Annotated in this window: 11 protein-coding genes and 1 riboswitch; of the genes, 6 read left to right on the plus strand and 5 right to left on the minus strand. The window is 63.6% G+C overall.

The annotated features are described in order from the left end of the window. Positions 1-4: 4 nt before the first annotated feature. The gene (locus NX05_RS10775; protein ID WP_039437965.1) at positions 5-1210 is read left to right on the plus strand and encodes an acetyl-CoA C-acyltransferase; all 1206 of its coding nucleotides are present in this window, start codon (positions 5-7) and stop codon (positions 1208-1210) included. 336 nt (positions 1211-1546) lie between these two features. On the opposite strand, the gene crcB is transcribed toward NX05_RS10775, so the two are convergent. Continuing rightward, positions 1547-1948 carry a fluoride efflux transporter CrcB gene (crcB, locus tag NX05_RS10780; RefSeq protein ID WP_026112875.1) on the minus strand — a complete coding sequence of 134 codons (402 nt, stop codon included), beginning with the start codon at positions 1946-1948 and terminating at the stop codon, positions 1547-1549. A 110-nt stretch (positions 1949-2058) separates the two neighbouring features. Further along, positions 2059-2127: riboswitch (Fluoride riboswitch) on the minus strand. A gap of 2 nt (positions 2128-2129) precedes the next feature. After that, on the minus strand, positions 2130-3503 hold the full coding sequence (locus NX05_RS10785; protein ID WP_039437968.1) for a replication-associated recombination protein A: 1374 nt from the start codon (positions 3501-3503) through the stop codon (positions 2130-2132). A gap of 234 nt (positions 3504-3737) precedes the next feature. Here NX05_RS10785 and xopZ point away from each other — a divergent pair, with 234 nt between their 5' ends. Then, positions 3738-7904, plus strand: a complete 4167-nt coding sequence (gene xopZ, locus NX05_RS10790) for a XopZ family type III secretion system effector (protein WP_039438103.1) — start codon at positions 3738-3740, stop codon at positions 7902-7904. 118 nt (positions 7905-8022) lie between these two features. On the opposite strand, the gene lolA is transcribed toward xopZ, so the two are convergent. The 3 genes from lolA to NX05_RS10805 all read right to left on the minus strand — a co-directional run bounded on the left by lolA (position 8023) and on the right by NX05_RS10805 (position 13206). Then, positions 8023-8694 carry an outer membrane lipoprotein periplasmic chaperone LolA gene (gene lolA, locus NX05_RS10795; RefSeq protein WP_017116064.1) on the minus strand — a complete coding sequence of 224 codons (672 nt, stop codon included), beginning with the start codon at positions 8692-8694 and terminating at the stop codon, positions 8023-8025. Between the two features lie 64 nt (positions 8695-8758). Beyond that, positions 8759-10690, minus strand: coding sequence for a DUF3857 domain-containing transglutaminase family protein (locus NX05_RS10800; RefSeq protein ID WP_039437971.1), 1932 nt, complete (start codon positions 10688-10690; stop codon positions 8759-8761). A gap of 158 nt (positions 10691-10848) precedes the next feature. Next, entirely contained in the window at positions 10849-13206 is a 2358-nt protein-coding gene (locus tag NX05_RS10805) for a DNA translocase FtsK (protein WP_010380806.1), read from the minus strand. 283 nt (positions 13207-13489) lie between these two features. Here NX05_RS10805 and trxB point away from each other — a divergent pair, with 283 nt between their 5' ends. The 4 genes from trxB (at position 13490) to infA (ending at position 16937) form a co-directional block, all read left to right on the plus strand. Then, positions 13490-14458: a thioredoxin-disulfide reductase gene (trxB, locus tag NX05_RS10810; RefSeq protein ID WP_039437973.1), complete on the plus strand. Its 969-nt coding sequence runs from the start codon at positions 13490-13492 to the stop codon at positions 14456-14458. A gap of 57 nt (positions 14459-14515) precedes the next feature. After that, complete coding sequence (locus NX05_RS10815; protein ID WP_039437975.1) at positions 14516-15634, plus strand: GNAT family N-acetyltransferase; 1119 nt, start codon at positions 14516-14518, stop codon at positions 15632-15634. Between the two features lie 254 nt (positions 15635-15888). Beyond that, positions 15889-16638 (plus strand): leucyl/phenylalanyl-tRNA--protein transferase, encoded by a 750-nt coding sequence (gene aat / locus NX05_RS10820; protein WP_039437978.1) that lies wholly within the window; start codon positions 15889-15891, stop codon positions 16636-16638. An 80-nt stretch (positions 16639-16718) separates the two neighbouring features. After that, a complete protein-coding gene (gene infA, locus NX05_RS10825) occupies positions 16719-16937 on the plus strand; it encodes a translation initiation factor IF-1 (RefSeq protein WP_002813418.1) in 219 nt (72 codons plus the stop codon). The last annotated feature ends 223 nt before the right edge of the window (positions 16938-17160 follow it).

The following is a 17160-nucleotide window of genomic DNA, read 5'->3' on the forward strand; positions in this document are numbered from 1 at the left end:
AGCCATGAGCAAGCAGATCCAAGAAGCCTACATCGTTGCCGCCACGCGTACGCCAGTGGGCAAGGCGCCGAAAGGCGTGTTCCGCAATACCCGTCCCGACGACATGCTGGCGCACGTCTTGCGCGCAGTGGTCGCGCAGGCGCCGGGCATCGATCTATCGCGTATCGACGACGCGATCATCGGTTGCGCCATGCCCGAGGGCGAGCAAGGCATGAACGTGGCGCGCATCGGCGTGCTGCTGGCAGGCCTGCCGAATTCGGTGGCCGGCCAGACCATTAACCGGTTCTGTTCGTCCGGCATCCAGGCAATCGCCATGGCGGCCGACCAGATCCGTCTGGGCAATGCCGATCTGATGCTGGCCGGCGGTACCGAGTCGATGTCAATGGTGCCGATGATGGGCAACAAGGTCGCGATGTCGCCGAGCGTGTTCGCCGACGACCATGTCGCCATTGCCTATGGCATGGGCATCACCGCCGAGAAGGTTGCAGAAGAGTGGAAGGTGTCGCGCGAAGATCAGGATGCCTTCGCGCTGGCGTCGCATCAGAAGGCCATCGCCGCAATCGCCGCTGGCGAGTTCCGCGACGAAATCACTCCGTACGAAATCCACTCGCATCAGCCCGACCTGGCCGGTAACGTCATCGCGCTGCGCAAGCGCCTGGTCGATACCGACGAAGGCCCGCGTCCGGACAGCTCGCTCGAAGGCCTGGCCAAGCTGCGCCCGGTGTTCCGTAATGGCCAGTTCGGTGGCAGCGTCACGGCCGGTAACTCGTCGCAGATGAGCGATGGCGCAGGTGCGGTGCTGTTGGCCTCCGAGCAGGCGATCAAGGATTACGGCCTGACCCCGCTGGCCCGTTTCGTCAGCTTCTCGGTCGCCGGTGTGCGCCCGGAAGTGATGGGCATCGGCCCGATCGCCGCCATTCCCAAGGCACTCAAGCAGGCCGGCCTGACCAAAGACCAGATCGACTGGATCGAGCTCAACGAAGCTTTCGCCGCACAGGCGTTGGCGGTGATTCGCGACAGCGAACTGGATCCGTCCAAGGTCAACCCGCTGGGTGGCGCCATCGCGCTCGGCCACCCGCTCGGCGCGACCGGCGCAATCCGTGCGGCCACGCTGGTGCACGGCCTGCGTCGTCGTCAGCAGAAGTACGGCATGGTCACCATGTGCATCGGCACCGGCATGGGCGCGGCTGGCATCATCGAAGCGCTGTAAGGCGCCTTGCGTGACTGGATCGCCCTTCCGGGTCGATCTGGTGCTGCAAGCTGTTGCTTGAGGCGTGCAAGGCCTGCGGCTACGAGTTTTTCAGCCACTTGCATCGCAATGGTCTTACCGAAAGGGCGTGCGCAAGCACGCCCTTTCGGTATTGGTCGACAACGTTTCACCGAAATTGTATCGGACAGCCCGACACAGAACACGCCCTCTGGAAGCGCTACGCGTTCTTTCCTGATGCACCGGCACCGTCGCTGCAGCATCTGAAACTATCGATTTCGAACGCGCACACGACTGCGGATGCAGCCGCCACACGCAACAGCAATTAAGCAGCTGCGCTCAGCGCGCCACCAACCATTGACCGGTACGCGCACCCGCAAAGACCAGCGCCAGTCCCGCCAGTAAGGTCACCGCCAGATAGATGCCGATCATCGTCGAGCGATCGGTGCGCGCGAACACCAGGCACTCCATCATCAGCGACGAAAACGTGGTCAGTCCGCCGATCACGCCGACGATCAACAAGGCCCGCAGCGGCCAGCTCGATGGTCCGCGGGCATCCAGCCAGACCAACAACACACCGGCGACGAATGAACCGACCAGGTTCACCGTCAGCGTTCCCCACGGAAAGCTGGTACCGAAGCGCTGGATCAGCGATGCACCAATCGCAAAACGCAGACCGGAACCCAGCGCGCCGCCGGTCATCGCCAGCAATAGCTGTTGCCACCACACCGGTGCGTTCATGCGCGAACCCCGCAATCGGGAAGCGTCTTGGAAGAAATAGCGTGCAACATCGGCGTCATCCATCCTGAGTCAAGAGCGATGCCGGGGCACAGACCTGCCGCCCCGGCGGGGGGTGGGCAGGCATCATCAGCGCGCGAGGTGCGTGCGGTTCAAGGAGGAATGCCATCTCCTGTACGGGCGATTATGCCGTGGGTTTGCCGGCCTTGTCAGCCCGCGCCCGCGCGCGGGCCTCGCGCAGCCGATCGAGCTTTTCTTTCAGCTTGATCTCCATCCCGCGCGGCACCGGGTTGTAGTACACGCGCTCGCCCATCGCATCCGGGAAGCCGGTCTGATCCAGCGCGATGCCGCCTTCGGCATCATGGTCGTATTGATAGTCCTGGCCGTAACCCAGCGTCTTCATCAGCTTGGTCGGTGCGTTGCGTAGGTGCAGTGGCACCTCTTGCGTGCCGGTGGCACGCACTTCGGCCTTGGCCTGATTGAAGGCCGCGTAGCCGGCGTTGGATTTGGCGGTGCTGGCCAGGTACAGCACCAGCTGTGCGAAGGCCAGCTCGCCTTCCGGGCTACCGAGGCGCTCGTAGATGTCCCACGCTTCCAGCGCCATGCTCTGCGCGCGCGGATCGGCCAGGCCGATATCCTCGATCGCCATGCGGGTCAGCCGCCGCGCCAGATACGCCGGGTCGCAACCGCCATCGAGCATGCGCGTCAGCCAGTACAGCGCCGCATCCGGGTTGGAACTGCGTACGGATTTATGCAGTGCCGAAATCTGGTCGTAAAACTGCTCGCCGTTCTTGTCGAAGCGGCGCGTGCGGTCGGCCAGCACCTGCAGCAGGGTTCGCGGTGTGATCTCGCCACCCTCGCCCATCGCCAGTTCCGCAGCAATTTCCAGCAGCGTCAGTGCCCGGCGCACATCGCCATCGGCGGCGCTGGCGATTTCCAGCAGCGACGCCTCGCTGACCTGGATCGTTTGCTGGCCCAAACCGCGCTCTGCATCGTGCAAGGCACGTTGCAAGGCTTCGACAATGTCCTGCGGCGACACGCCTTCCAGCACATGCACGCGGCAGCGCGACAGCAACGCGGAGTTCAATTCGAAGGAAGGGTTTTCAGTGGTCGCGCCGACGAACAGAATCGTGCCGCGCTCGATATGCGGCAAGAACGCATCTTGCTGCGCCTTGTTGAAGCGATGTACCTCATCGACGAACAACACCGTGCGGCGGCCGCCGGCAAAACGTTGTGCGGCCTCGGCCAGCACCTGGCGTACTTCCGGCAAGCCCGAAAGCACCGCCGAAATTGCCTTGAATTCGGCATCTGCATAGTGCGCCAGCAACAAGGCCAGTGTGGTCTTGCCGCAGCCAGGCGGGCCCCACAGGATCATCGAATGCACGCGACCGGATTCGACCGCACGGCGCAATGCGCTGTCCGGAGCCAGCAAGCGCTTCTGCCCCACCATTTCGTCCAGCGTGCGCGGCCGCATGCGCTCTGCCAACGGCCCCATGGCGCTGCGATCGACATGCAACAGATCAGGCGTAACCGAGTCGGGAAGTGTGTGTTTGCTCACGCTTCATTCTAACGCCTGCGACTGGTGGACGTTCCACAACGCAGTGTTCAACCATCGCGGGCAGACGCTGACATTCTCTTTCCAAGCGACCACTTCGCGCAGCTGCAACGCCACGAACGCGCAGCGCAATACTGTTATTAAGTAACCAGTGACCACATGCATCGCTTGCATGCACCTGGCATCGGCCGCAAGCGGCGCAAGTGCCAGCGACTCGATCCGCGCACGGAGTCCACCATGCCCCGTATTCCGCTCCGCCCCTCCGCCATCGCCGCTTGCCTTCCAGGAATGGCCGAGACCATCTCGCATCCATCCAAACATTCGGCAAGGCGGCAGACGCACAACAAACTGGCGACGCCCGATCCACTTGCGTTCGAAGCAGAACTGATCCAGGCACAGGACGATCCGCTGGCTTGGTCCGCGACGCTGCTTGAGCAAGCGTCGCAGGCGAGCGTTGTCGAGCCCGGATTGAAAGCAGCTCCCAAGCGCAGACACACGCTCCTGCGGCCCTTCGGGAAGGCCGCGGAGCTACTGGGCCTGAGGAGTGGCAAGCCCGAACCACATGCGACGCTACTGCGCTATTCCTCGGCGCAGTGCGAACGGAACCGGCCAGCCGATCCATCGGACAGCGACGCCAGTGCCGCACGTCCTCCGCAAGCAGCGCTGTCGCCGCCCAATGCCACCCAGGATCTCAATGGAGCGTTGATATGCCGGCTGGAACAATCCAATCACGACTTGGCCGCACGGATTTCCCGGCGTCGCTGTGACGAATTGAAGTACGCACATGCACAGACGCTAGAGGCCGCACGCGAGCAGCTGGCACTGAGAGCCCGGCGCGCCGCCAATCTCAGCGACAGCATCAGCGGGCTGACGCGCGAACGCGCCGAGCTGCTGCAACAGCTGCATGGATGCAATGTGGAAACCGATGGGGTGTCGGCCGCGATACGCGATCTTGAGTCGAAGATTCTCTCCGCACACGCCGCGTTGCATGCGCGACCGGTCGATCCGCAGGCGCGCGCTGTCATGGCCCAGGCGTCCCCATCCTCGGTCATCACGCATCAGGGCGCCGATTCCTCACCACTGCAGCTCACCTGCACTCGCCTCGAAAATGCATTGCAGGACGCGCGCGCGCGCGGCCATGCGCAGGCCAAGGCGGTCTTCTTCGGCCGCGGCTCGGCGCAGGCAGCACAAGCAGAACAAGCACTCGCGCGTACGAATGCGCAGATCGAGCAGTTACAGAGCGCGTATGCACAAGCGCGCGATGCGTTGCAGTCGGAGCAAGCAAGCAGTTCTGCCAGTGCGCCGGCACCTCGCACGCTTGCGTCTCACCTTGCCGCAGAGCAAAGACAAGAAATGCAGGTGCTGCGCACTCAGCTGGTGCGCGACGAACAGATGCTGTCCCTGCAACGCGTGCATGCCGAGCGCTGCCAGCGGAATGCGCGGCGCCTACAGGAGCGCCTCGCCCAGGTCGAGGCAAAACTGCAGCAAGCGCAGCACTCGTCGCGTGTCAACACAAAGGAGTTGTGGCAGCACGAACAAACAGTCAGCGCGCTGGAAGCAGCGAACGGCGACATGCAGCGCGCGGTGGAAACTGCAGCCGCGCAGCCGCCGGCCAATGAGGCTCAGCGCGCACCTGACGATAGCGTCGCCGACGCCATGGCGGCCCTGCTCGATGCACTGCCCGGCTTTCGCGAAGACACGATCGGCCCGATGAGTCGACAGATCCTTCGCACCTGGGCTGGCGGTCTGCAGGGCCGCAGCGCTGCATTCGGGACCGACGCCTTGCAGCCAGTCGACGCATTGAACATCGCCCTTCAGGCGTTATCGATCGCCAGCGAGGGCGACGCTACGGCAGCGGCCAACGTGCTGCAACGCCTGGGCGAGGTGCAGTTGCGCGAGCTGATTCCGCCACCACAGGTCTCCAACGCTGCTGAGGCGGTCCCGCCGATGGAGGCCGTCACCACCTGCGTCGGCTTGTTGGCCAGCGTTCCGCGCGGCATGCAGGTTCTGTTGCACACTCTGCGCGAACAACCCACATCCCCAGCTAGGGAGTGGCTGGAAGCAGCGCAGGTCTATCTGCGCGCCAGCCACCGGCTTGCACTGACGCCGGACGCAGAACAGGCCGAACGCGCCTGGTTGGCCGATGCGCAAATGGGAGCGCGGCATGCCGTGCATGGTGCAACGCCGCTGCAGGGCCTGCAGTCTGCAACGGATGCCCAGCGCAGCGCATTCCATGCCTTCCGCAACGGTTATGAAACCACCCGGGCTGGTTCGCCCTATGCGCGCGTCAACGCAAGCCTGCAGATGTTTGCGCAGTGGGCGGTAGCGGGCGGCGAAACGCGGGGCAAGCGCGCCCTCAACCCCTTCAATGCGCTCAAGCTAGGAATGAAGGTCGGCGCATCTGAAGCACTGCCGACTGCTGTGCGGCGTGCCAACGACGCTTTTCGCGAAGCGGCCGGCCACTTGACCAGTTGGCTCGTTGCGCGTCGCCACACTCAATCGGCCTGTGGGCAGTTGCCGTCGCAGGATGAGCTGGCGATGCAGGCGCTGTCGGAATACGTGCAGTGGCTCCCGCACGAGCAGAATGCGACCGACCTGATTTTCACTGCCAAGGTGTTGGCCGAGATCGAACAGCGCGCTCTGGAGCTGCAGGACTCGGTGACTGCTTCGCTGAGCACGACCGATGATCGGCAACCGGCAGCGTGCCATCCGGCGATCGCGTCTGCCTGGGTTGCGCTACGTACCGGCCGCGTGCGCCTGCCGGAAACGCTGCGCCTGATCCAACGCGCCCTGCTCGACCACCCCGTACAGCCGATCGACACACCGGACGGCGCAGCGCACTTGGGTAAGGAACTGGCTTCGGTCGCGCGCAACAACTTTCATCAGGCCGTTGGTAACGCCAGCCGCTTTTTGCATGAGGGCGACACATCCCGCGTCAGGTCGCCACGTGCGCTATTTGCCTGCCTGCGCAACGTGATGGAACGATTGGAATGGCGCGATAAGCTGCGGATCACCGAGCAGCGGGTGATCGGGCTCAATACGACGCCGCTGTCGGCCGCGCTTGCCATCATCCCCAGCGGGCTGGGACTGAGACTGTCCGCAGGCGGTCAAATCAGTTCTGATCGCTCGGTGGAGATTTACATGGGCCGGACCGGGCTGTCGCTGCAGATAGGACAGCAGAAGGCACGTCAGTTCCAGGCCAGTACGGGCATTAATGCGGGCGTGTTGCTGCCGGGCACAGAACGGGCACCGGTGGGTATCACCGGAGCAGCCGACTGGCGCATCAAAAAGGAATCGGGCGTCGAACATGGCGTGCAGATCCGCGTGCCACGGCGAGGCAAAGGCCAGGAATTGGAGCAACGCGCGCAATTCCTGGCCATGTTTGAACACCTGCTGCAACTGGCCGAGCAATCCGGCGGCGATACAGCCCAGCTGACCGAGCGCGATTTTCTGGCGGAGTTGCTGGCACACCACCCCAGCATCACAGTCGGCCTGATCGGCCATGCCGAGCGCAACTCCTCGACCACCGAATCCAGCGTCAGCGTCGCCGCAGGCGTGAGGGTGGGAAACATGGACGGCCGACCGCGTCGCGCGACCCTGGGGGCTTCGCTCGGCCTCAAAGCACGACGGGAAACTTCCCGTACGCAGACGCCGATCGAAGGCTACATGACGATGGTACTTAAAGATTCGAGTGCGCAATCCAGGGTAGAGATCGCAGGGCGCGCATCGGCCAGTCTCGTCGCACAGCAGTGGACGCAGCCAAGCACTGGCAATGCGCCGCCTAACCCCATCGCGCGTCTCTCCATGGCCGCGCTCGATCTCGGCTATAGCAGAGAAGTGCACTCGGCCGGCAGCAACACGTTCTCCACCTTGTGGATGTTCAATAACGAAATCGATCCTGTACGCACCGATCGTGGCTTCGAATTCTTCGACGTCGCATCGTTCGAACGCGAAGTAAAACGCAACTGGCAGTTATGGACCCACTACGGAATCTCCAAACTGCAAGGCAAGGTCGACGACCAGCGGCTCTACATGGTGGCCGAGCGACAGTTGCAGGACTTCGTCGACCGGGTCCGCATCCATATGCAAGACAACAAATTCGCCTCGCTGATCGTGGACTGGGTGTTGCAGGCAGAAGCCGCGCCACGTCTGGACGCATTGCGCGCGCAGTCCCAGCTATTGCGGGTCGCCGGATGCGAAGCGCAAGCGGCGGAAGCCGATCGCGCCTTCGATGAGCTGATCAGCAACCCAAGCATCTGGGAACCGACCATCCTGATCTTGCGCGAAAAGGGAAAACGCCAACGCGAACGCGGAATCGATTTCTTCGTCAAACGCCAGACCAACCAATCCGCCGAAGCGATGCGGACGGTCGGTCAATGGATTCCCTACGAGCCAGTCCCGTAGCGCTGCCGGCGTTGCCCTAACGGCGCGGTTCCGGTCGCGTCATAACAACTGCTGCGCTCGTGGACGCAACGACCGATCGCTACGCCACGCCGTCCTGCCGGGCATCCCACGGATGCGCTTACTGCGCGTCGCCCACCACATCCACGCCCTTGGCTGGCGTGTAACGGAAGGTGTCTGCCGCAAAGGCCGGGTTGCGCTTCCAACCGCTGAAGCTGATCGCGGTACGCTGGCCGACTGCATCCACCACTTCCATCTTGGCCAGGCCATCTTTGCCGAATCCCAACGAAGCCATCTGGAAGCTGGCGTCGGTGTCCACCTTGGGCGTCAACGACAACCATTGCAGCCCGTCGCGCGGCGCGGCTTCTTCACTGACGTCGTACTTTTTGTCCAGAAGTGCCGGGTTGATCAATGCGACCAGCGGGCTGTTCTGTTCTTCGCTGCCTTGTGCGCGCACGGTGACCTGCTCCAGATCCGGGTCGAACACCCACACCTTCTTCCCATCGGCCACGATCAGCTGCTTGTAGGGCTTGGCATATTCCCAACGGAACTGACGCGGGGTTGCCAAGGCAACCCGCCCGCTCGAATTTTCCTTGACCTTGCCATTCGCATCGGTGACGCGCTGGCTGAACTGTCCATCCAGCCCCTTCAAGCCACGCGTGAAGGTGTCCAGCTCCTGGCGCGCCCCGGCAATAGCGGTGCTGGCGAACAGAGCAGTGGCAAGGACGGCATAACGGAGCTGGCGATGCATCGCGGTCTTCCAGAAGGACATGCGTGGATTCTGATACTTCATAGATGAATGGGCGAGCGCTATTGCACGGGATGTTCAGATGGCGGCGCGTGCGCGGCGATTTGGCTCAGTGCGCGGTCTGCACCTTGGACAAATCGCCATACACGATCTGCCCGCGAAAGCCGCGCCGCACCTGCTGGTACAACTCGCGGAACGCGCGGTAATCCTGCGGCTGGCACAACGCGTGCGGCCCACGCACGGCGGCGCGCTGCAGGCGATGCACGGCGGTTACCGTCTGCCCATCGCGTTTCCAATCGACCACATATTCGCCAGCGGCATTGCGAAAGGTACTGCTGCGCGGGATGGCGATGATCGGCACCGTGTCGGGAAAGCTCACCACATAGGTCTCTTCGCGCACGCTGTCGTTGCAGTAGAACGGGGTCAGATTGTCTTCGGCCGAGGTGGTGGTGTAGATCGCGCGGATCGATTCGGCACCCGGCATGTCCGGCAAGGTCATGCCGCCGACCACGGAAAAATCCACCGCATCCTTGGCCTGGAAGGTGTAGCGATAATTGAATGGCGCATCCAGATCCAGCGGGTCGCCCTGGATCAGCAGATCGCCGGTGCCGTCGAAACCGGACTGCGCAAGGATCGACTCTTCGATGCGGTTGCGATTCTGCGCATTGAGCTGCACGAACATCGCGCGCAAGCCCACTTCGCCGGTCTGCCCGCTGTCGAGCGTGGTCATGCCCTGCAGGCCCCCTTGCGGCGCGAATCGGTATTCGGTGCGGGCAACATAGCGATTGACCTTGCGGTCGTTCGGCGGCGTCTGCGTGACCTTGCCGTCACGCGTATGCACCACCGGCGCATCGAGATCGCCGGCGGGCAACTGGCCGAAGCGCGCATATGGGTTGGTCGAATCGACATACAGATCGAACGCGGGAATGTAAGTGATGGCGTGATTGAAGCGGCCCAGCACCGGAATGTCCGGCAGCGTCGGCCCGCCCTCGGCGCCGATCAGCACCGGCGTGCTGGCAATGCCCTTGGCCGCAAGCAGCGCTTCCAAAATCACGGTGTGGTCTTTGCAATCACCGTAATGGTTGGCCAGGATGCTGCCTGCACTGTTGGGTTCCAGCCCGCCATTGCCCAGATACACCGCGACATAGCGGATGTTGCGCGCGACCCAGGCATACAACGCGGCTGCCTGCGCACGCGGTGCGTCGATGCCGCGGGTCACCTCATCGGCCAGCGCCTGGATCGCCGGCGTCACCGCAGCCGCGCGCCCGCCTTTTACGTGATACGCCAGGCCCATCTGCGACCAGCTATCGAAGGTGCTGGCCATCAAGGTGGGGCTGAACTCCCAGGTGGCCGCGCTCCAGTTCTGGTTTTTCATCGGCGCGGTGCGCTGGTAGCGCCACTCCCAGCGTGCCTGGTCGCCACGCACTACCGGCTTGTTGCTGCCCTGCAGCCCGCGCGCGGAAAGATGCATCGGCAGCGACTTCGGCGCGACCAGCGTGACCACCGCGTCGTCGTACTGCGCGAACACGCTGAAGGTCTCCCACAAGCTGAAGTAGCCGGGAAAATACGGCGTGTTCTGCGCGCGCCGCACCCGGTAGACAATGCGCGCGCCCGGCGCCAGATTCGGGAACACCACCACCTTGACCTTGCGGTCGGCATACATCGCCGCCGAGGCGCTGGAATAGCTTTCCTGGGTGTAGATCTTGTCGGCCGCCACATCCTGGCGCAGCCCTTCGGCCGTGACGGTATACGCCTGCAGCACTTCCAGCGTTTCCATCTTTTCGCTGTAGCTCAGCCGGACCTGACTGAACTGCTCCACCGCCGATTTGGTGTTGAGCAGAATCTCGTACTCGTCGGTCTCCACGCTGCTGGCATCGGCACGCACTTCATAGTCGGCGCGGTAGCGCACGAAGCTGTAGTTGGTGTCGGCCTGCGTGCGCGCCACAGCAGCTGTGGGCGCGGGCCTTTGCTCGGCCTGGGCCTGGGCGAGCAACGGTACGCAGATGAACAGCACGAGCAACAACAAGGGACGATGCAACATGGGTCTCGATCACGGCGGCCGGCGCGGCCCTCACGCACAGGGTAGCCGTTGTGCCCGGCAATGACAGGCACGGACTTCCAACAATGCCGCATTGATGCACGCGGTAGCCTTCGTCAATCAGTAACACATCCGGCAGCGTGCACCGATACCGCAGGCACTTACTTCGGCGGCGGCGGCGCCAACACGGTGCGGTCGCCGTTGTGCTCGGGCGGGCTGACCACGCCGGCCGCTTCCATCGCTTCGATCAGACGTGCGGCGCGGTTGTAGCCGATCTTCAAACGCCGCTGCACGCCAGAGATCGACGCACGCCGGGTCTCGGTGACGATGCGCAAGGCTTCGTCGTACAAGGGGTCGGATTCGTCGCCACCGCCGCCACTGCTTTCCGGCAAGCCGGTCGCACCAACCACGGTGCCATCGCCCATGGTCTGCACTTCGTCCAGCACGCCTTCGACGTAGGACACCGGCCCGCTGGCCTTGAGATGTTCGACCACGCGATGCACTTCTTCGTCGCTGACGAACGCGCCATGCACGCGGTCCGGCAATGCGGTGCCCGGCGGCAGATACAGCATGTCGCCGTTACCCAGCAGCGCCTCGGCCCCGGATTGGTCGAGGATGGTGCGCGAGTCGATCTTGGAACTGACCTGGAACGCCACGCGGGTCGGGATATTGGCCTTGATCAACCCGGTAATCACGTCCACCGACGGCCGCTGCGTGGCCAGGATCAAATGGATGCCGGCTGCGCGTGCCTTCTGCGCCAGGCGGGCGATGAGTTCTTCTACCTTCTTGCCGACAATCATCATCATGTCGGCGAATTCGTCGATGAAGATGACGATGAACGGCAATGTCTCCAACGGCCGTGGCGCTTCGCCCAGTTCCGGGTTCGGCTTGAACAGCGGGTCCATCATCGGCTGACCGGCGTCGATGGCGTCCTTGATCTTCTTATTGAAGCCGGCAAGGTTACGCACGCCCACCGCGCTCATCAGTTTGTAGCGACGCTCCATTTCGGCCACGCACCAGCGCAGGCCGTTGGCGGCCTCCTTCATGTCGGTGACCACGGGCGCCAGCAAATGCGGGATGCCCTGATAGACGCTCAGTTCGAGCATCTTCGGGTCGATCATCAGCATGCGCAGTTCCTTGTGCGAAGCCTTGAACAACAGGCTCAGCACCATCGCATTGACCGCCACCGACTTGCCCGAGCCGGTGGTACCGGCGACCAGCAAATGCGGCATGCGCGCCAGATCGGCCACGGTCGGCCGGCCGGCAATGTCCTTGCCCAGGGCCAGCGTCAGCGGGCTGGCCGACTTGTCGTATTCCTTGGAGCGCAGCAACTCGGAGAGGAAGATCATCTCGCGGCTGACGTTGGGAATTTCCAGGCCAATCACCGACTTGCCGGGAATCACGTCCACCACACGCACCGACTTCACCGACAACCCGCGCGCGATGTCCTTGTCCAGCGAGCTGATCTGGCTGACCTTGATACCCGGTGCCGGCTCGATTTCGAAGCGGGTGATCACCGGGCCCGGATAGGCCCCGACCACCTGCGCTTCGATGCGGAAATCCTTGAGCTTGAACTCGATCTGCCGCGACAGCGTTTCCAGGGTTTCTTCCGAATAGCCCTTGGCCTGTGGCTTGGGGTCGTCCAGCAGCGCCAGCGGCGGCAGGTCCGAACCGTCGGTGCTGACGCCCTGGAACATCGGGATCTGGGTATCGCGCTTGGCGCGCTCGCTTTTTTCCACCACCGGTGCCGGCGGCGGCTCGATCTTCACCGGTTCGCGCTTGGCCTGCTTGACCGCATCGACCTTGCGCACTTCCTCGCGTTCCTCGCGCATCACCCGGGTCTGCTGCCACTCGGTGGCCTGATGGGTCTTGCGCTGCATTAGCGGCCCCAGCGCCAGCACCCATTTGCCGATGCGCTCCATCACCGCAAACCACGACAAACCGGTGGCCAGGGTGATCGACACCAGCAGCAGCACCAGCACGAACAGGTTCGCGCCCAAGGCGCCGAAGCCGGAGCTGAGCGAGCCGGCCACCAACTTGCCCAGGATGCCGCCGGCCTCGGCCACTTCGCCCTGGAACAGGCGCAGGTGCAGGAAGCCGGTCGATGAAATCAGGAAGCCCACCATGCCGACCAGGCGCAGCGCCGGACCCAGGTCGCTCTGGCTTTGCTCCTCGCGCTCGCCGATCAGGGCGATCCACGCGACCGCCCCCAATAACACCGGGAGCAGGAAGGCCACATAGCCGAACAACTGCAGCAGCACGTCGGCCGCCAGCGCGCCGAACCGGCCGCCCATGTTGTGGATGGGCGCAATCAGATTACCGGTGCGCGACCAGCCCGGGTCGGTCGCCGAATAGGTGAACAGGCTGGCCAGCAGATACAGCAGCAACGGCGCTACCGCGATCAACGCCAGATCGCGCCAGAGCTTCTGCCGCCGCGGATTGTCCGCCACCGCCGCCTTGCGCGCCGACGGTTTGCCCTCTGCGGGCTTGCTGCTGCGTTCGGGAACCTGCTTTGCCACCTGTAGCCAGACCTTAGAAAAATGCTGTTAGTGTTTGATAATAAACGACTGAGGCCACGGTTTCAGCAGTTGCATGCGCACCGATGACCCAGCTGCACAACGCTTAACGAAAAACGCCGCACAAGGCGGCGTCGAGCACGTGGATTGGGCGGACCATGCCATCTGCGGTTCAAGCAGTTCCATCGCGCCGCCTTGATTCACCGGGTGGGGACCGCCACTCTATGCCGCCACAGGGGCGCGAATTACTTCGCCTGCCCTACCAATTCCTAGATCGCGAGTATACATGAGCGCCTCTTCTGCCAGTCCCGCCAAGCATTCCCGCCTGCTGATACTGGGCTCCGGCCCGGCCGGCTGGACCGCCGCGGTCTACGCCGCCCGCGCCAATCTCAAGCCGGTGGTCATTACCGGCTTGCAGCAAGGTGGCCAGCTGATGACCACGACCGAAGTGGACAACTGGCCGGGCGACCCCCACGGCCTGATGGGCCCGGACCTGATGAGCCGCATGCAGGCGCATGCCGAGCGCTTCGAGACGGAGGTCATCTTCGACCACATCCACACCGCAGACCTGTCGCAACGCCCGTTCCGGCTGATCGGCGACGGCGCAGAGTACACCTGCGACGCGCTGATCATCGCCACCGGCGCCACCGCCAAGTACCTGGGCATCCCCACCGAAGAAGCCTTCAAAGGCCGCGGCGTTTCCGCCTGTGCCACCTGCGACGGTTTCTTCTACAAGGACCAGGACGTGGTCGTGGTCGGCGGCGGCAACACCGCGGTCGAAGAGGCGCTGTACCTGTCCAACATCGCCCGCAAGGTCTACCTGGTGCACCGCCGCGACACCCTGCGCGCCGAGAAGATTATGCAGGACAAGCTGTTCGCCAAGGTGGCAGCCGGCAAGATCGAAGCCGTCTGGCACCACGCCATCGACGAGGTTCTGGGCAACGATGCCGGCGTCACCGGCGTGCGGGTCAAGTCCACCATCGACGGCAGTACCCGCGACATCGATGCGCACGGCTTCTTCGTCGCCATCGGCCATCACCCGAACACGCAGTTGTTCGATGGCCAGCTGGCGATGAACAACGGCTACCTGGAGATCCGCTCCGGCCTGAACGGTGCGGCGACCGAAACCTCGGTGGCCGGCGTGTTTGCCGCCGGCGACGTGGCCGACCAGCACTACCGCCAGGCGATCACCTCGGCTGGCTTCGGCTGCATGGCCGCGCTGGACGCCGAGCGTTTCCTCGACAAGAGTGCCTGAGATGGCGCCTGATTGCCGGCCGCGCCACGCGGCCAGCATCGCCGGCGGGCCGACCACATGACCGTGTCCGCTCGCTGGTGCCGCCAGTTGGACGAACTTCCGGCTGGCGCCTGGGATGCGCTGCACGATGGCACGCACCCCTTCATCAGCTACGCATTTCTGCAAGGCCTGGAACGCGAGGGCTGCCTGCGCCCGGATTGGGGCTGGAACCCGCTGCACCTGACCTTGTGGGAAGGCGACACTCTGGTCGCCGCGGCACCGGGGTATCTGAAGAACAACTCGCATGGCGAGTTCGTGTTCGATCACGCCTGGGCACATGCATATGCGCGCTACGGGCAGGAGTACTTCCCCAAGTGGCTATGCGGGGTGCCCTACTCGCCCGTCACCGGCCCGCGCCTGCTCGGTGCGCCCAAGTGGCGTGGCTACCTGCTGGCGGCGATGCGCGAGTTGGTAGAGCACAGCGGGCTGTCATCGGCACACGTGAATTTCTACCCAGCCGATGAAGACGCCGCCTTCGATGCCGACTGGCTGGAGCGCAACGACCTGCAATACCACTGGCACAACGTCAGCGGCTGGAGCGACTTCGAGACATTCCTGGCGGCGATGGACCACAAGCGGCGCAAGAACATCCGCCAGGAGCGCGCCAAGGTGCAACGCGCCGGCGTGCAACTGCGCGTGGTGCATGGCAATGAAGCCAGCGACGCCGATCTGGACGCGATGTATGGCTTTTATCTCAAGACCTTCAACGAGTACGGCAACTCGCCCGCGCTGACGCCCGAGTTCCTACGCCATCTTGCGCAGCATCTGCCGCGCAAGATGGTGATGTTTCTGGCCGAGCTCGACGGGCGACAGATCGCCGGCGCGCTGTGCCTTCGCGGGCAGGACACACTTTACGGCCGCTATTGGGGTGGCAAAGCGCTGCCCGGCCTCCATTTCGAAACCTGTTACTACCAGGGCATCGAATACTGCCTGCGCGAAGGCCTCACTCGCTTCGAACCGGGTGCGCAAGGCGAGCACAAGATTGCGCGCGGCTTCCTGCCGACCCTGGTGCGTAGCCGGCACTGGATCGCCGACCCGGGTTTTCGCAAACCGCTGGCACAGTGGTGCGCAGACGAGCGCGATGCCGTGGCCCGACACGCACGCGACCTCTCCGAGCACTGCCCGTTTCGCGATTGATTCAAGTCAGCGGGTATTAGCGGCGCTGATCGAATGCGCACGATTGCGCCGCCCTTTGTATTGCGCGGCGCATCACTGCGAGCTGCATCGCACGTACGCAGCGCCACCAACCAATCGCAGCCAGCCGTAATCCGGTGAGCGCAAACAGCGAGCAGGAGCTGGAGCGCGTGCGTGGAAGTGCCGAGGCTGAGGATCGTCCTCAGCCGCGCCTAGCGGTAAACCAGTCGTTTTATCAGCTGCTCTAAACTGCCCGGATGACGCGCCACCTCCCCTTTTTGCTCGATCCCGATCCAGCGGCGCCGTTTCCGCCGGCCGCGCAAGCCTTGCGCGACCCGGACGGCCTGCTCGCCATCGGCGGCGATCTTTCGCCACAGCGGCTGCTCAATGCCTACGCGCACGGCATCTTCCCGTGGTTTTCGGACGGGCAGCCAATCCTATGGTGGAGCCCAGACCCGCGCATGGTATTTCGCACCGATGCGCTGCGTCTGTCGTCGCGCTTCAAGCGCCAGCTCCGCAGCAGCAGCTGGACCATAAGAGCCGACACCGCCTTCGAACAGGTGATCAATGCCTGCGCATCGGTACCGCGCCCAGGCCAGGACGGCACCTGGATCACCGCGCCGATGCAGCAGGCCTACATCGCATTGCACCGGCTTGGCCATGCACACTCGTTCGAAGTCTTCGATGGCACGCATCTGATAGGCGGCATCTACGGCGTTGCGATCGGCCAGATGTTCTTCGGGGAAAGCATGTTCAGCGTCCAAAGCGGCGGCTCCAAGGTGGCGCTGGCTGCGTTGGCTGCGTATCTGCAGGCAGAAGGTTGGCCGTTGCTTGACGCCCAGGTGGAAAACCCGCACCTGCTCAGCCTGGGCGCGCAGCGTTTGCCGCGTGCGCCGTTTCTGCAGCAAGTGGAACTCCAGGTCGCCCAACCCGCCGCACCCGGCGCTTGGTCCGAGCGCTACGGAGAACGCCCTGCCAGCGCGCTGGGTGAAGGCCGCTTAACATAAAATTTGCACCACGGGGAGATGGCGCGTAAAATGTCGTCCCTTACGGCCCTACCGGGCCAGCCGTGATTGCACAGGATTACATGTCGAAAGACGACTCCATTGAATTCGAAGGCAGCGTCAGCGAGACGCTTCCCAACACCACGTTCCGGGTCAAGCTGGAGAATGGGCACGAGATCATCGCCCATATCTCCGGCCGTATGCGTAAGAACTACATCCGCATCCTGACCGGCGACCGGGTCAAAGTTGAGATGACTCCTTACGACCTGACCAAGGGTCGTATTACCTACCGCATGAAGTAAGCGGTTTTGGTATTGAGACGCAAGGCGGCCACTGGCCGCTTTTTGTCGTGCCCGCGATTTCAGTGCGCAATGCAGAATGATGGTTAACGCGTACTGTTCCGGATCAGTTCCTTGGCTATGAGGCACCGGCAGTCCAGTAGAGAAGCGACGCGCCGGGCCATCGGTGCTAACGCCATGCGAGCGATGAAGTGGCCAACCTCGCAGACATTTGTCCCATTTGTAG

This window comes from Xanthomonas vasicola, from assembly GCF_000772705.2.
Lineage (GTDB): Bacteria > Pseudomonadota > Gammaproteobacteria > Xanthomonadales > Xanthomonadaceae > Xanthomonas > Xanthomonas vasicola.

Excerpts from the sequence above, each read along its gene's own strand:
- NX05_RS10775 (WP_039437965.1), top strand. The coding sequence starts at position 5 with ATGAGCAAGCAGATCCAAGAAGCCTACATCGTTGCCGCCACGCGTACG.
- crcB (WP_026112875.1), bottom strand. The coding sequence starts at position 1,948 with ATGAACGCACCGGTGTGGTGGCAACAGCTATTGCTGGCGATGACCGGC.
- xopZ (WP_039438103.1), top strand. The coding sequence starts at position 3,738 with ATGCCCCGTATTCCGCTCCGCCCCTCCGCCATCGCCGCTTGCCTTCCA.
- lolA (WP_017116064.1), bottom strand. The coding sequence starts at position 8,694 with ATGAAGTATCAGAATCCACGCATGTCCTTCTGGAAGACCGCGATGCAT.
- NX05_RS10800 (WP_039437971.1), bottom strand. The coding sequence starts at position 10,690 with ATGTTGCATCGTCCCTTGTTGTTGCTCGTGCTGTTCATCTGCGTACCG.
- trxB (WP_039437973.1), top strand. The coding sequence starts at position 13,490 with ATGAGCGCCTCTTCTGCCAGTCCCGCCAAGCATTCCCGCCTGCTGATA.
- NX05_RS10815 (WP_039437975.1), top strand. The coding sequence starts at position 14,516 with ATGACCGTGTCCGCTCGCTGGTGCCGCCAGTTGGACGAACTTCCGGCT.
- aat (WP_039437978.1), top strand. The coding sequence starts at position 15,889 with ATGACGCGCCACCTCCCCTTTTTGCTCGATCCCGATCCAGCGGCGCCG.
- infA (WP_002813418.1), top strand. The coding sequence starts at position 16,719 with ATGTCGAAAGACGACTCCATTGAATTCGAAGGCAGCGTCAGCGAGACG.